General features: G+C 67.7%; 15 protein-coding genes and 1 pseudogene. 11 read left to right on the top strand and 5 right to left on the bottom strand.

Annotated features, from left to right (window positions below; translation table 11 throughout):
- Positions 1–87 precede the first annotated feature (87 nt).
- The 3 genes from ACZ7DL_RS29070 to ACZ7DL_RS29060 all read left to right on the top strand — a co-directional run bounded on the left by ACZ7DL_RS29070 (position 88) and on the right by ACZ7DL_RS29060 (position 4,644).
- Positions 88–2,448, top strand: a complete 2,361-nt coding sequence (locus ACZ7DL_RS29070; protein WP_470778549.1) for an Orn/Lys/Arg family decarboxylase — start codon at positions 88–90, stop codon at positions 2,446–2,448.
- A gap of 97 nt (positions 2,449–2,545) precedes the next feature.
- Positions 2,546–3,649 (top strand): hypothetical protein, encoded by a 1,104-nt coding sequence (locus ACZ7DL_RS29065; RefSeq protein ID WP_470778547.1) that lies wholly within the window; start codon positions 2,546–2,548, stop codon positions 3,647–3,649.
- 197 nt (positions 3,650–3,846) lie between these two features.
- Positions 3,847–4,644: a TRADD-N-associated membrane domain-containing protein gene (locus tag ACZ7DL_RS29060; protein WP_470778546.1), complete on the top strand. Its 798-nt coding sequence runs from the start codon at positions 3,847–3,849 to the stop codon at positions 4,642–4,644.
- A gap of 107 nt (positions 4,645–4,751) precedes the next feature.
- Here the strand turns inward: ACZ7DL_RS29060 and ACZ7DL_RS29055 are convergent.
- The 3 genes and pseudogenes from ACZ7DL_RS29055 to ACZ7DL_RS29045 form a co-directional block, all read right to left on the bottom strand.
- Positions 4,752–4,838 (bottom strand): annotated as a pseudogene (locus tag ACZ7DL_RS29055) (glutamine synthetase); the annotation flags it as partial.
- A 254-nt stretch (positions 4,839–5,092) separates the two neighbouring features.
- Entirely contained in the window at positions 5,093–5,608 is a 516-nt protein-coding gene (locus tag ACZ7DL_RS29050) for a hypothetical protein (RefSeq protein WP_470778545.1), read from the bottom strand.
- Positions 5,595–6,605, bottom strand: a complete 1,011-nt coding sequence (locus ACZ7DL_RS29045) for a hypothetical protein (RefSeq protein WP_470778544.1) — start codon at positions 6,603–6,605, stop codon at positions 5,595–5,597. The genes ACZ7DL_RS29050 and ACZ7DL_RS29045 overlap by 14 nt, the downstream gene beginning before the upstream one ends.
- 715 nt (positions 6,606–7,320) lie before the next feature.
- On the opposite strand from ACZ7DL_RS29045, the gene ACZ7DL_RS29040 reads away from it, so the two are divergent.
- Both ACZ7DL_RS29040 and ACZ7DL_RS29035 read left to right on the top strand, forming a co-directional pair.
- Complete coding sequence (locus ACZ7DL_RS29040) at positions 7,321–7,782, top strand: GntR family transcriptional regulator (RefSeq protein ID WP_470778542.1); 462 nt, start codon at positions 7,321–7,323, stop codon at positions 7,780–7,782.
- Between the two features lies 1 nt (position 7,783).
- Positions 7,784–8,350, top strand: a complete 567-nt coding sequence (locus tag ACZ7DL_RS29035) for an HD domain-containing protein (RefSeq protein ID WP_470778540.1) — start codon at positions 7,784–7,786, stop codon at positions 8,348–8,350.
- Here the strand turns inward: ACZ7DL_RS29035 and ACZ7DL_RS29030 are convergent.
- Together ACZ7DL_RS29030 and ACZ7DL_RS29025 are read right to left on the bottom strand one after the other, a co-directional pair.
- On the bottom strand, positions 8,338–8,811 hold the full coding sequence (locus ACZ7DL_RS29030; RefSeq protein ID WP_470778538.1) for an NUDIX domain-containing protein: 474 nt from the start codon (positions 8,809–8,811) through the stop codon (positions 8,338–8,340). The genes ACZ7DL_RS29035 and ACZ7DL_RS29030 overlap by 13 nt on opposite strands.
- Positions 8,812–8,814: 3 nt before the next feature.
- On the bottom strand, positions 8,815–9,540 hold the full coding sequence (locus ACZ7DL_RS29025; protein WP_470778537.1) for an XRE family transcriptional regulator: 726 nt from the start codon (positions 9,538–9,540) through the stop codon (positions 8,815–8,817).
- Between the two features lie 716 nt (positions 9,541–10,256).
- Here ACZ7DL_RS29025 and ACZ7DL_RS29020 point away from each other — a divergent pair.
- From ACZ7DL_RS29020 to traA, 6 genes are read left to right on the top strand one after another with little or no spacing between them, the layout of a single operon-like run.
- Positions 10,257–10,520, top strand: coding sequence for a DUF6284 family protein (locus ACZ7DL_RS29020; RefSeq protein ID WP_470778535.1), 264 nt, complete (start codon positions 10,257–10,259; stop codon positions 10,518–10,520).
- Positions 10,521–10,543: 23 nt separating this feature from the next.
- Positions 10,544–10,807 (top strand): DUF6303 family protein, encoded by a 264-nt coding sequence (locus ACZ7DL_RS29015; protein ID WP_470778533.1) that lies wholly within the window; start codon positions 10,544–10,546, stop codon positions 10,805–10,807.
- Entirely contained in the window at positions 10,804–11,811 is a 1,008-nt protein-coding gene (locus tag ACZ7DL_RS29010) for a DUF2637 domain-containing protein (protein WP_470778532.1), read from the top strand. Before ACZ7DL_RS29015 ends, ACZ7DL_RS29010 begins: the two co-directional genes overlap by 4 nt.
- Complete coding sequence (locus tag ACZ7DL_RS29005) at positions 11,811–12,155, top strand: RRQRL motif-containing zinc-binding protein (RefSeq protein ID WP_470778531.1); 345 nt, start codon at positions 11,811–11,813, stop codon at positions 12,153–12,155. Before ACZ7DL_RS29010 ends, ACZ7DL_RS29005 begins: the two co-directional genes overlap by 1 nt.
- A 48-nt stretch (positions 12,156–12,203) precedes the next feature.
- A complete protein-coding gene (locus ACZ7DL_RS29000; RefSeq protein WP_470778529.1) occupies positions 12,204–12,701 on the top strand; it encodes a hypothetical protein in 498 nt (165 codons plus the stop codon).
- A 19-nt stretch (positions 12,702–12,720) separates the two neighbouring features.
- The gene (gene traA, locus ACZ7DL_RS28995; protein ID WP_470778527.1) at positions 12,721–13,275 is read left to right on the top strand and encodes a plasmid transfer protein TraA; all 555 of its coding nucleotides are present in this window, start codon (positions 12,721–12,723) and stop codon (positions 13,273–13,275) included.
- Positions 13,276–13,283 lie beyond the last annotated feature (8 nt).

Below are 13,283 nucleotides of genomic sequence, written 5' to 3'. Positions count from 1 at the left end.
CCGGCGCGGGCGCCCGCGTTCCGGCGGGCGCCCCCGAGACTCTCCGGGGCGGCGGCCGGGCGGTCGCCAAGAAGGCGAGGGCACGGGATGGCCGACAGCAGGATCCTGGTCGCGGTACCGCAGCACGCGCGCGCCGAGGGCGCCGGGGCCGAGCAGTTGCGGAAGATCCGGGACGCGGTGGAGGCGGACGGCTTCGAGGTGCGCTGGGCGGTCACCGCCGAGGACGCGGACGCGGTGCTGCGGACCGAGGCGGGGCTGGCCGCGGCCCTGGTCGCCTGGGATCTGCCCGGGCGCGGGCGGGCCGTCGGGGACGGCCCCGGGGCCGCGCTCGCCAAGCCGGACGAGACCGTCGACGGGGCTCTGGGAGGGGCGGCCGTGCTGCGCCGGATCGGGCGGCGGTACCGGGATCTGCCGGTCTTCCTCGTCATGGCCGACGAGGGCCTGCGCGAACTGCCGCTGTGGGTGTCCGAGACGGTCGTCGGGTACCTGTGGCCGCTGGAGGACACGCCGGGGTTCATCGCCGGCCGGATCACCACCGCGGCCCGCGCCTACCGGGAGGACGTGCTGCCGCCGTTCTTCCGGGCGCTGCGCCGCTTCGACGACGCCCACGAGTACTCCTGGCACACCCCGGCCCACTCCGGTGGCGTCGCCTTCCTCAAGTCGCCCGCGGGGCGCGCCTTCCACGACTATTTCGGCGAGCGGCTGCTCCGCTCCGACCTGTCGATCTCGGTGGAGGAACTGGGCTCGCTGTTCGAGCACACCGGCCCCATCGGCGCGGCCGAGCGCAACGCGGCCCGCGTCTTCGGCGCCGACCTCACCTACTTCGTGCTGCACGGCGACTCCACCTGCAACCGCCTGGTCGGCCACTTCAGCGTCACCCGTGACGAACTGGCCCTGGTGGACCGCAACTGCCACAAGTCGGTGCTGCAGGGTCTGGTGGTCTCCGGCGCCCGGCCGGTCTACCTCATCCCGACCCGCAACGGTTACGGCCTCGCCGGCCCGCTGCCCCCGGCCGAGCTTGCGGCGGACTCCATCGCGGCCCGGATCGCCGCGCACCCGCTCGCCGAGGGCGCCGTGTCCCGGGACGCCCAGTACGCGGTGTTCACCAACTCCACCTATGACGGCCTGAGTTACGCCGCCGTACCGACCGCGCGGGCGCTCGCGGCCAGCACGCCCCGCGTGCACTTCGACGAGGCGTGGTTCGCGTACGCCCGCTTCCATCCGCTGTACGCGGGCCGGTACGGCATGTCGGTGGACGCGGCCGCCTTCCCCGGCCCGGACCGGCCGACGGTCTTCGCGACCCAGTCCACGCACAAGCTGCTGGCCGCGCTCTCCCAGTCGGCGATGGTGCACGTACGGCCCGCACCCCGGGCACCGGTCGAGCACGACCGTTTCAACGAAGCCCTGATGATGCACGGCACCACCTCGCCCCTCTACCCGATGATCGCCTCACTGGACGTGGCAGCGGCGATGATGGACGGGCCACAGGGCGAGTGGCTGCTGGACGAGGCGGTGACCGAGGCGGTCCGCTTCCGCCAGGAGATGGTGCGGCTGCGCCGGCGGGTGGAGAGCGCCGGGGACCGTCCGCCGTGGTTCTTCGGCGTGTGGCAGCCGGAGGAGGTCACCGACCCGGTGACGGGCGAACGACTGCCCTTCGACGAGGCCCCGCCGGAGCTGCTGCGCACCGAGCAGTCCTGCTGGCTGCTGGAGCCCGGCGCCGCCTGGCACGGCTTCCCGGGGCTGACCGAGGGCCACTGCATGCTGGACCCGGTCAAGGTCACGCTGACCTGCCCCGGCATCACCGCCACGGGGGAGATGGCCGAGGAGGGCATTCCGGCGCGGATCCTGACGGCCTACCTGGCGACCCGCAACATCGTGGTCGAGAAGACCGACAGCTACACCACCCTGATCCTGTTCTCCATGGGCATCACCAAGGGCAAGTGGGGCACGCTGCTGGACGCCCTGATGGACTTCAAGGCCCTCTACGACGCCGACGCCCCGCTCGACCGTGTCCTTCCGGCGGCGGTCGCCGCGCACCCTCGCCGCTACTCGGGTCTGACCCTGCGCGAGCTGTGCCGGCAGATGCACGAGCAGCTGCGCTCGGCGCGGCTGGTGGAGCTGCTGGACACCGCGTTCCAGCAGCTCCCGGCGCCGGTCCACCCGCCCCAGCACTGCTACCAGCGGCTGGTGCGGGGCGGCACGGAACGGGTCCGCATCGCCGATGCGGCGAACCGGGTGGCGGCGGCGATGGTGACGGTGACCCCGCCCGGCATCCCGGTCCTCATGCCGGGCGAGTCCACCGGCACCCCCGACGGCCCCCTCCTGCGCTACCTCACCGCCCTGGAGACCTTCGACCGCCACTTCCCGGGCTTCCGCAGCGAGACCCACGGCGTGACGATCGACGAGGACAGCGGGGACTACGAGATCGAGTGCCTGCGCCCGGAGTGACGCGGAGCCTGATTACGCTGGCCCGAAGACAACAGGGGGGCGGGCATTGGCGTACGAGAGGTCTCTGCTCAGAGCACGGGCGCGGGTCAGGGAGACGGTGGAGGACTTCGACTCTCTTCCGTTCGACGACCCGGAGCGACGCGAGGAGATACGTCCGCGGCTGATCTGCGCGGCGGTGCGGAGGAACTACGCCGGGCTTCCCTTCACGGAGATGGGGGCGGTCACGAGCGGGTGGGCACTGCTCGCTGCGAGCGCCGCGGGCCTGTTCATCGCCGGTTTCCGCCCCGACGGCGCTGCGCAGGGTCTGCTCGCAGCGGTCTCCGCGGTGCTCGCCATCGCCCTCGTTCTGCTCGTCCTGTTCAGGATTTCCCGCGGCGACACCCGCCTCTATCTGCTGTCCCACCTTCTGCTCTCCGCTTCGGTGGAGATCATCGCCGCGTCGACCGCCCTGATGTTCGGATCGCCGTACCTGGGAAGTCACGCTTCCTACGCCCGGTCCGCGGTCGACGGACTGGCCATCGGGTTCATCGTGGCAGGGTGCTGGGTCTGGCTCATCGCCCTGCTCTCCTATCTCGCCTCCTACAGCCGCAAGCGGACCAGACACATGCACCGCTACGACGCCGCGCTCCTCAGATGGGTGGACGCGACCGCGCTGGTCTGGTTCCATCGCGGCCGGATCAACAACTCGAAGGTGTCGACCATGTGCGCCGTGAGCATCGAACGGGCTGCCCGGAGCGCCGAGAGCGCCGCCCGTTCGAGCGACGTGCTGCACCTCCTGGAACCCCACCAGAAGGCCGAGATCCGAACCGAGTCGCTCAGAATCTCGGAGGTGTTCCGGGCGCACAAGGCAGCGCTTCTGCGGATCGGCAATCGCGACGACCTCGACCGGCTGCTGCAGTCGATGCTGTCCGGCGTCGAAGCCCTGGCGAAGGGTGACCGGGAGGCGCTGCTCGCCAACGCCCCCGAGGAGATCCCCCGGTCGAACCGGATCCACAGGTTCTTCCTCTGGATCCTGCCCCCCGCCCTCCTGATCTCGGCGGGCATCCTGCTCCCCATGATCCCGGCGATCTCCTCGAACGCAGCGGCCCAGAGCCTGCGCTGGTCGCTCATCGTGGCGGGCGTCCTCTCCCTGGTGGCGGCCCAGAAGGACGTAGCCACCCGGATCAACGACACCTTCGGGAAGGCCATCAGCTGGAAGTGAGGGGCTGTGACTTCCAGTAGACATTCCGGAAGCAGGAGATGCATTCTGATTCAGGAACCCGAACGACAATTGGTTACTTACTCAACTTCGCGATGTGACGGCACACACGCGGCGATCAGCACAGGCTTACCGCGCTTTCCGCGTTCCTTGCAGCCGATGACGTAAGTCCATGGCGCGAAGACAATTCAGGAGCGGAGATGCAATACATTGCCATCGATGCCCCCGCCGCGGTCTGGATAGTCGCCTCGGCGGGCGGCGCCGCAGCTGCCCTGATGGCAGTGTTCGCGCACCTGTCAAAAAATGCCACCCGAAAGGTTGAGGCAGATTTCGGAGTCGCCGACCGTAAAGCACCACGGGGGACGGAGAGCGGCGATGACAAACTTGCCCGGGCCGCAGGCACGGCCCTGGGCGCACTGCAGTCCTTGGACAGATCTCCTCACACCGATGTCACCGCAGAGCTCAGACAAATCCACACGGACCTACACAACACAGTGGCCGAACGCGACGAAGAGGGCCCGGCTCTGGATGAGCAGACTCGCCTCGTCCTCAAGTACTACGCTCAAGGAGCCGGGCACGCCCAGGTGAGCTTCTACTGGAGCCTCTCTTTTGCATCGCTCGGCTTTCTGATAATCGTCGGCGGAGTCGTGCTCGCGGTAAGATCCCCCGGCTCCCACTCACTCCAAACAGCAGTGATTACCGGATCGGGAATCATAACCGATGCCATTGCTGCGCTCTTCTTCACAGTGGCCAACCGTTCTCGGCGACTCATGCTTCAATTCATAGACAAACTTCGTCACGACAGGGAGCAGGAGTACAAACATCAGGAAGCGAAGGACCTCATAGATGAAGTCCATTGCCCCAACCTGCGGGATTCACTCCGTGCGCTCACCGCGCTCAAATTCATCGATTCAGAAGCCGACGCCAATACGCTGCCAGGATTTCCGAGCAACTTGACGGGGTCGGTGTCTACAGAGAGTCCCAGCACCGCTGCGTAATCATGCGCGCCATGCAGAGGAGCGGGCTGTGAGACACCGTGGGGCCGGCGGTCCACGACCGTCGGCCCCACGGGATCGTTTCGGCGGCAACCCGCCCTGATCTGCGCCTACAGCACCGGCAGGTTCTTCCGCAGCTCGAAGGCGGTCACCTCGCTGCGGTACTCCTCCCACTCCGACTTCTTGTTGCGCAGGAAGTGACATCGGCCCAAAGCAACCTGACGCGATCGAGGCTGGCCCAGGGCAGACCAGCGATCGAGCGGTCGTCATAGGTCATTGTCGGTCGCCGCAGGCCACCCTTCGACGGCCCACAGACGGCCCAGCTGCAGAGCACCGGCAGATTTACAGCGGGCTAAGTCCGCTAGCTGTGATCTGCAGGTTTGCCTCTGCGTGCTGCTGCGGGGGGACGTCTGGGGAGCTAGGAAGAGGGCGATCTACTGCAGATAGCCCGTTATGGCGTCAGCTCGTTCCTGAAGATGGACCTAATCCTTTTGAGGATTACCATCAACACGAACACAAAGTGCGTAAGCAGGTAGATCAGGCATGCCGTGATCCACGAGTTGAAGTGCTTGAGATCTTTGGACGCCCCCACCGCCAGTCCGATCGTCGCAGCAAGAGCGACCACAAGCGCATACGTCGTATTAGCTTGCAGTTGGCGAATCAGGCGAATCTTGACAGACGTCGAGAGGGTTTCGACTTGCGATTCCCTTACTTGCGCGGCAGCCCGCAAGGCGACATCGAAAGACAACACCAGGAGATTGAATAGCAGGCCGCACATCAACGAGAGCGCCGTGAGTAGATCCCCAATGCCGCCTAGTTTCCAATCCCGCCAGATCGCCACCACTGGCAGCAACAGAGGTATTCCATAAAGGGTAAAGACGTCACCCTTGGATACAGCCTCTGCGCCGCCCGTGCCCGTGCGTAGGGTCTGGAAATGGTCGATAAAGATCGGCTTAAGGTTCAGCATCCTCACTAGGGGGTACCTCCAGCCGGTAGTCAGCCCAGTCATTTGGCCATACAAACTGTTGTTCGGCGACTGAGGAACGCGTAAGACTGACGTCCTCAGCAAGCTCTACAGCCACCTTCAACGCTTCTTGGTAGAAGACGTCATCGGGCAGGGTCCCCTCATCGTCGAGCAGTCCCTCCTCGATGTCGAACGTGACGAGAGGAGTCTTACCAGAGGCCACTGACACCGTCCGCGAGGTACGTCCCACCTGCACCTCAACCCGCAGATCGTCGTAGTTCACGTTCTGCCACTCCAGGAGACTGGACACGTTGGTGGCCCCGTTGATCACTTTCTCAATCGCGTTCTTCCCGAGGAACTTCCGCCGCGGAGCAGTGATCACGGTCTCCAGTGTTCCGAGAGCCTGCTCATGCTGATTCAACTCATATTGATCAGCAATGTCCCTGGGAACACTATTCCGCACTAGTCGAATCTTCTTAATCTGACCTTGACTAAGAACCCGCGACACCGCGGCTTCCGGGGAAAGGTTGTTAACTTCAACGATGTATTCGGGGAACCTCTTCTTAAAAGCCCGAGAGAGCCCGGTGGTGAACAGGGTATAGACGCCGCGATTCTGTACGCGTTCCGTAAGCAGAAGGCCGACTTCCCGCCCCTTGGGGAGAATAATCAGGCTACGGAACTTAAGCATTTCAACGTCGCTTCGTTCCCTGTTGAAGCGAGGCACGCCGCTACCTCGCTCTTCGAATTGCGACGTCACGCCGTACTCACCGCGCGAAAGGGTTACTCGGATATGCCTGTTATGGGGCGTCACCTCGGGCGCCCGGAGAACGTTTCTGGTGTCCGTGTTGTCGTAGCCATCTTCTTGAAGGAAGGCCAGATACCCGTGAATCACCTGAAGGAGATCAGTGCCACCTTCGGTGAAGTTATCGAGGGGGAGTGGATCCTTCTTTTGCCGTCGGTGCACGACGATCTTGTAAGCGGCAATGGAATGCTCAGCCACACCCAACCCCCCTCGGTTACGGTAAGGCGTAGATCGTAACCCAACACGCACGAAGTCCGGCCCCATTGCCGAGAAATGACACATCTCCGCGAAGAGTGCGAAATAGACTTTGCTACCAATTGCCGCATCAAGGGCTTAGGCGGCAACCCGTCTTCCCCCTAACTCCCATCCCGTCCGCCGTCGACCCACACACCGTGGAGCGGGCGTGGTTCAGGGGCGTCAAGGTCGGAGCGCGCCACTGTACGAACGACCTGACACCCCTGGGCCGCGTCTGCTCGGCTCTGCCTGGGTCGACGGTGGACGGGATTGGAGCACCACGCACAAGCCACTACGGACCCGCAGTCGGGAACGGCGCCCCCTCTATCCCGGGGCCGGCCTCCCCCGCCGGAGGCATCGTCTTGACCGTGAGCCGCGCTCCGCGGTGCTCGCCTCATGGCCATCGGCCCTACCCGCATATGGGCGCGCGTCGGCGCAGCGCGGGCGGAGCGAGCCGGAGGCAGGAGCGTCGCCCGCAGCGGAGCCGGGAAGCGCGCCCGGCGGAGCGGAGCGCAGCCGGGGCTTGATGAGGTAGGGCAACTCTGGCCAGGGCGGGAAGGCTTCCCTGTCTGGGGCGTGTAGCGCGCGATACGGCGGCCGCGCGTTCTGGACTCTCTGGGAGGGCCGCGAGTCATGGGAGTCTTGGAGGTGACGACGGGCGAGCGGAGAGGGAGAGCGGGTGTCGCAGCAGGCCAACCCTCGGGGAACCTTCCTGAAGGTCGCTGACGCGCTGAAGGCGCGGATCGAAGGGGACCCGGACATGACGGTGTTGCCGTCGCTGACCGAGGTCGTGCGCGATTACAAGGTCTCGCGTGGCGTCGCTGTTCGCGCGTTCGGCGTGCTGAAGCAGGAAGGCGTTGCCGAACCAGCACCAGGCGAGCGGTGGCGCGTCGTGCGTTCGGGCGCGCAAGTTGACCGGCGTCCACTGCACCAGCGGATCGCGGACGTCATCACGTCTGACGGGCTTGAAGTAGGGGAAGCCTTTCCAAGTGCTTCGGCGCTTGCCGAGCGGTTCGGTGTCTCACGTCCCACGGCGACGAAGGCGCTGGAGAAACTAGAGGCCGCCGGCGTACTGGCGGGGGGCGGACAGGGCAGGGTGCGGACGGTCCGCGCCGTGCCGGCGCGAGAGGAGCGGTCGTAGCTTGCCGAAGTTGACGGAGTGGGCCTATCCGCTGGCTGAGTTTCTGCTCGCCGAGCCGCTGCCGCGGCGGTGGAAGCACTGCCTTGGGGTCGCCGAGAGGGCGCGCACGATCGCGCTCGTCCTTGACCAGAACGCGGATCTGCTGGAAGCCGCGGCGGTCCTACACGACATCGGCTACGCGCCGGACCTGGCCAAGACGGGCTTTCACCCGCTGGACGGCGCCCGCTACCTACGGGATGTGGCCGGCGCCGACGAACGAATCATCAACCTGGTCGCCCACCACTCCTGCGCCTGGATGGAGGCGGAAGCGCGCGGCATGCGCGAGGAGCTGGAGGATGAGTTCCCCCGCGAGCACGAGCACCTGAATGACGCGCTCTGCTACTGCGACATGAACACCACACCAGACGGCACCCCCACAAACCCGATCGATCGAATCAACGAGATCGCAGGGCGGTACGGGCCGGACAGCCTCATCGGTCAGTTCATCCGCCGGGCGGAGCCCGAAATCCTCGCGTGCACATCTCGCGTACTCGATCGGGTCGCCGCGGCCAAGCGTCAGCCGATGTAGGGCGCCGTGCGCGCACGGTCCAAGGCGTGCTCGATCCGGAGCCGCATGGTGGGGTGCACGTCCAACGTCGCCATGTCCGCGGGATCTACCCAGCGGACCTGAGTCGTCTCGTCGCTCGTACGGAATTCGCCGCCGACCGGCCGCGCGCGGAAGCAGATGCTGAACTGCTGGCGCACCTCGCCGTCGTCGTACTGCATCACGTGTCCGGGGTCGGTGTAGAGCCCGGACACGTCGACCACTTCCACCTGGATCCCGGTCTCTTCCCAGACCTCGCGGATGACGGTGTCGCTGATGGACTCGCCCACGTCGTGGCCACCACCCGGCAGTGCCCAGCGCCCGTTGTCGGATCGCTGAATCATTAGCACCTGGCCGGCGTCGTTCTGGACGAACGCGACGACGGACGGTACGACGGAGTTGGCCGGCGGGGCGTCGGGGTCGTGCAGGTAGTCGATGCGTCCCATGGTTCAGGCTCCCGTGATGCTGGCTATGTCCTGGGCGGTGATCGGGCGGGCGTTCTCCCACGTGTGGTCGATGCTATTCGCGTACGTGTCGAAGAGTGCTCCGCCCGGTAGGCGACGCAGGTGCAGGACTGGCGCCAGATAGGCGCCGATGCCGTAGACGTGGGGGTTGACCAGCATCTCGTCGTCGGCACGGTAGATGGAGTTGTAGAGCGTCGAGTCGTGCAGCCGGAAGCCGACGTCCGGGTGGCTGCGCATGAGCGGGCGGTACAGCAGCAGGGCGTTGCGGATCTTGCCGTCCATGATTTGGTGGCCCTCGTCAATGCCGCGCTGTCGGACGGCTGCGCAGTCAGGGTCTCCGAGCAGGATGCGCACCTGGGCGCCAGCCTCCACCTTGGCCTTCACCAGGTCGTGGAAACGGGGATCCTCGGAGAGGAACAGACCGGAGTACACGAGTACGTCCAAGTTCCGCTCGGCGCGACCGTAGAGCTCTCGCCACAGCCCCGACGGCACGGTGTGCCGGTGCGGGTAGACGGTCGCAATTTCGGCTTTCGTGAGGTCCGTCGCGCTGTCAACGGTCCGGCCGTCTTCCCACAGCGTCGTCACGTCGACCTTGAGCACGGCCGCTGTCGCGTACTGGTGGCGCCGGTACGGCACCTTGCCCTGAGTGATCCAGCGTTCGACCGTCTTCGGGCTGACCGCGATCGCTTCAGCGAGGCTCTGCACGGTCATACCGCGGGCGAGAAGGGCCGACCGTAACCGCTCGTTCGACATCTGCACCCCCGTTGGGACGTCTAGGGACTTCTTGACCGTAGCCAGAAGTCCCACAGCTGTCTACGCATGGGGTGACCAACTCCTCTGACGTGCAGCGATGCTGAGTGTGCGTCGAGAAGTCCCGGCGCGACACCAGGAGGGGTTCGTCGGCCTACTTGACGGGCCCTCATGCAGTACCTGTAAAACAGGTACTGCACAGTCGAACGCAACAACTCGGCTGGTTGGCGGCTACATGCCGCATGCGTAAAAGGCGGGGACGCTGCAATCCCGCTGAAGGCCAGGCAGAACAGGGCTACGGCCCGTACTGGCGAGGTGGCCCGGCGACCGCGAGCAACGGCCGGAGGGTGGGGACGTGGTCCCCCTTGCAGTGCTTCACCCCTGTTGACCTGAGCTGATGGGAACCTCGTGCACCGACGAAGACTCTGGGCGCCGCCGCTATGGACCGGCCGGCGAGCGCCAGTACGTCGTCCCGGTCCGCTCCCTACCTGCCATCGCAGTGGCTAGCGCTGCGGCCGGTTGCCTCCCTCGCCCGTCCGGGCCCCGCTGTCCGGGGTTGCCATACGGGCGGGGCGAGGGGAGCCGGAAACGATCCGACTTCAACGGCGCGCGGCTCCGGTGCTGGAACACCGGAGCCGCTGTTCGGGCCGTTCACCCTTCGAGAGGAACCACGACCCATGAAGCCCATCGTTGCACTTCAGGCGGTTGTTACCGCCGACGACTCCGACCGTGAGCCGACGCCGGCCGAGCTGGACGCGGTAGCGGCGGAGATGCCGCTGGTTCTGGCGGAGGTCGAGTTGCTGGACGTCGAGATCAGTCTGCTGAACCGGCCGGCCACCGAGTGGGACATGCGTCGGTTGCGGCGGGCCCGGCGCAGGGTGCTCGCCGCCTGCCGCACGCTGACCAACCGGGGCGCGGTCACCGCGCCGGGGGCGGCGTGATGACGCGGGAGTCCACCGCGCAGATGTCCATGAACCGTGGCCGGTGGCGCCTGTACGTCGCGCTGCTGAACACCATCGAGCGGTGGCCCGAGTACGGCTTCGACCGTGCGCTGCCGGTGCCGACGTTCACCGAGCGAACGGACGCGCTCGGCGTGCTCGGGTTCGAGCCGGTACCGGGCGCAGCGTGGCAGTGGACGGAAGACAGCCAGGACCCCGACGACCCGGCGTCGCCGGTGCTACTCATCGCCGCCGTCCGGGTGCGTTCACGGACGGGGGTGAGCGCGTGAACAGCGTTCAGATCCGTTCAGCCGAGCGCGCGCTGTCCGCGGGCACGTGGTTGATCGTGGCCGGCGCCATGCTCTACTCCATCCTCACCGTGACTCCGCTCGCCGCGGAGCACACCGCCAGTGAGTGGGCGTGGACGGCCCCGATTCTGCCGCTGGTCGTGGACGCGGCCGTCGTGATCGTGGTGCGCCTGGACGCGGTGCTCGCCCGTCTGGGCGGGCACGGGGGCCGGTGGCCGGTGGTGCTGCGCTGGATGACCGGCGCGATGACCCTGGCCCTGAACGTCGCCGACTCCGCCCTGAACAGAGACCCGGTCGGCGTCGCGGTTCACGCGGTCGCCCCACTGCTGCTGATCGTCACCGCGGAAACCGGGCTGGCCTACCGGCGTGCGATCACGCGGGCCGTGGCCGAGTTGGAGAAGAAGCGGCAGGCGGAGCGGGATGCGCGGGAGCGGGCCGCCGCCGACCGGCGGGAAGCGGCCGAGCGGCGGGCCCGTGAGGAGCGTGAGCACGCGGCCATGCTGGCGCGTGAACAGCGTGAACACGAAGCCGCTCTGGCCCGTGAGGCTGCGGAGCGGGAAGAGCGACGCTGGCGCGAGGAGCAGGAACGGAAGGCCGCTGTGGAGGCGGCGGAGCGCGAGGAACGTGAACGCCGTGAACGCGAGCGTCAACAACGTGAACGGGAACGTGAGCGCGCCGAGCGGGAGGCCGCCGAACGCCGCGAGCGTGAGGCTGCGGAGCGGGCCGAGCGTGAACGCCGTGAACAGCGCGATCGTGAGGAGCGGGCCGAGCGTGAACGCGCGGCGCTGCTCGCTGCCGGCCCGGCCACCGAGAAGCAGCCCGAGGAACAGGCCCGGCTGACGGTGCGGGCCGCGTTCGACGCCGGTCTGCCGGTGCGGGCCGCTGCCGAGTTGTGCGGCTGGTCGGTCGGGTGGGTCTCCGCCCGCTACGCCGAGCACCGCGACCCCGGCACGGGCGGGGCTGATCTGGCGATCGCGAGCCGCTGATGGGCGCCCTCCCCGTCTACCCCTGGCGCCTGGCCCCGGACGGGCTGGCGACGCTGCGGCAACTGCGCGCGCTCGGACTCCGACCGGGCGGGCAGGACGTGGTCGCACAGATCGAACGGCCCCGCGGCAGAGGGCGACCGCCGCTGGTCGCCTACCTGTACCGCATCGACCAAGCCCGGCCGGTGCGCCCGATGACCCCGGCCAAGTGGGCCGCACTGGAGCGGGCGAACACCGCCCGACGCACCTGCCCCGAGTGCCACCGGGACGCCGGATACGTCATCCCCGCCGCGCTCGGCATGTGCACCCCGTGCGCCTACCCGGACGACCAGGCCGCCGCGGCCTGAACAGCACAGCACACCCCAACCTGACCACCTCCCGCGAGGAGATTCGCTGTGTCCAGCCGTACCCGTGCCCGCGGCATCAAGGCCGCGGGCGTCCACACCGTCCACATCCCCCGCCAGCGCGGGCGCCGCGGCGCGCAGCCGTTCGTGATCGTCGTCCCCGAGCGGCCCTCCCTGACCTGGGAGGCCGCCGGATGGGTGGGCCGCATGCTGTGGCGTCACCGCGGCGCCCTCGCCCCGACCGGCCTCGCCGTGTTCGCCCTCGCCGCGGCCGGTGTGCTGCACGCCGTGGCGCCGTGGGCCGGCCTGGTCCTCGCCGCCCTCGCCGCCGGCCCGGCCGTGTGGGTGCCGTTCATGCAGCGCCGCCGCCCCGGAACCGGCACGGTCCTGGCCTGGCGCATCGGCCTGGCCCTGCTCGCGACCCTGGCGGGCGGCTGGCTCGCCGCCGCGGCCGGGTTCGGGCCGCTCACCGGCCCGCTCGGCTGGCTGTGGCTGCTGATCTGGGGCACCGCGCAGACCGTCTGGCTCATCGTCCGCCGCACCCACTGACCCGCGAAGGAGTCGACCGATGGCATCCACCACCAACAGCAACGGCGGCGGCAGCAACGCCAACGGGACGAAGTCCAACAAGTTCGCCAACGTCGGGGCCGCGGCCGGCGGCTTCGTCGGCGCCATGGGCAGCTCGTTCGCGCCCCCGGTGAACGTCACCATCAACCGGACCACTAACAACCACCGCGGCGGCACCGGCAACGGGGGCCGTCCGCACGCCAAAGCCCTGCTGCCGGCACCGGAGTTCACCTCGCCGGCCCAAGTGCGGCAGTACTGCAACGCCCTGCGGGCCGCCGCGGTGACGTTGTCCATCGAGGTGGCCATGGGCGCCGAAATCATGAAGGCCGTCCTCGCGGCCGTGCCGGACCCCGAGGGCAGGGCGTTCGGCTCGCGGATCCGAGCGCAGAAGGTGGCCCGCAAGATGCAGCGCAGCGCGGACGCGCTGCGGGACGCGGCGAAGAACGCCGCCGCCTGCTACGCGACCTTCCAGCAGGAATTCGAAGAGGAGATCAACCGCGTCCGTCACCGTGCCCGCCGACCGCAGCAGCCGGTCATGAACTGGGCTCAGCAGTAAGGAGGTAC

The organism is Streptomyces sp. NPDC036984, assembly GCF_055607665.1.
Note: the sequence above shows the minus strand (reverse complement) of the source record. Positions and strands in the feature narration are given on the sequence as shown.

Excerpts from the sequence above, each read along its gene's own strand:
- ACZ7DL_RS29070 (WP_470778549.1), top strand. The coding sequence starts at position 88 with ATGGCCGACAGCAGGATCCTGGTCGCGGTACCGCAGCACGCGCGCGCC.
- ACZ7DL_RS29060 (WP_470778546.1), top strand. The coding sequence starts at position 3,847 with ATGCAATACATTGCCATCGATGCCCCCGCCGCGGTCTGGATAGTCGCC.
- ACZ7DL_RS29050 (WP_470778545.1), bottom strand. The coding sequence starts at position 5,608 with ATGCTGAACCTTAAGCCGATCTTTATCGACCATTTCCAGACCCTACGC.
- ACZ7DL_RS29030 (WP_470778538.1), bottom strand. The coding sequence starts at position 8,811 with ATGGGACGCATCGACTACCTGCACGACCCCGACGCCCCGCCGGCCAAC.
- ACZ7DL_RS29025 (WP_470778537.1), bottom strand. The coding sequence starts at position 9,540 with ATGACCGTGCAGAGCCTCGCTGAAGCGATCGCGGTCAGCCCGAAGACG.
- ACZ7DL_RS29020 (WP_470778535.1), top strand. The coding sequence starts at position 10,257 with ATGAAGCCCATCGTTGCACTTCAGGCGGTTGTTACCGCCGACGACTCC.
- ACZ7DL_RS29015 (WP_470778533.1), top strand. The coding sequence starts at position 10,544 with ATGTCCATGAACCGTGGCCGGTGGCGCCTGTACGTCGCGCTGCTGAAC.
- ACZ7DL_RS29005 (WP_470778531.1), top strand. The coding sequence starts at position 11,811 with ATGGGCGCCCTCCCCGTCTACCCCTGGCGCCTGGCCCCGGACGGGCTG.
- traA (WP_470778527.1), top strand. The coding sequence starts at position 12,721 with ATGGCATCCACCACCAACAGCAACGGCGGCGGCAGCAACGCCAACGGG.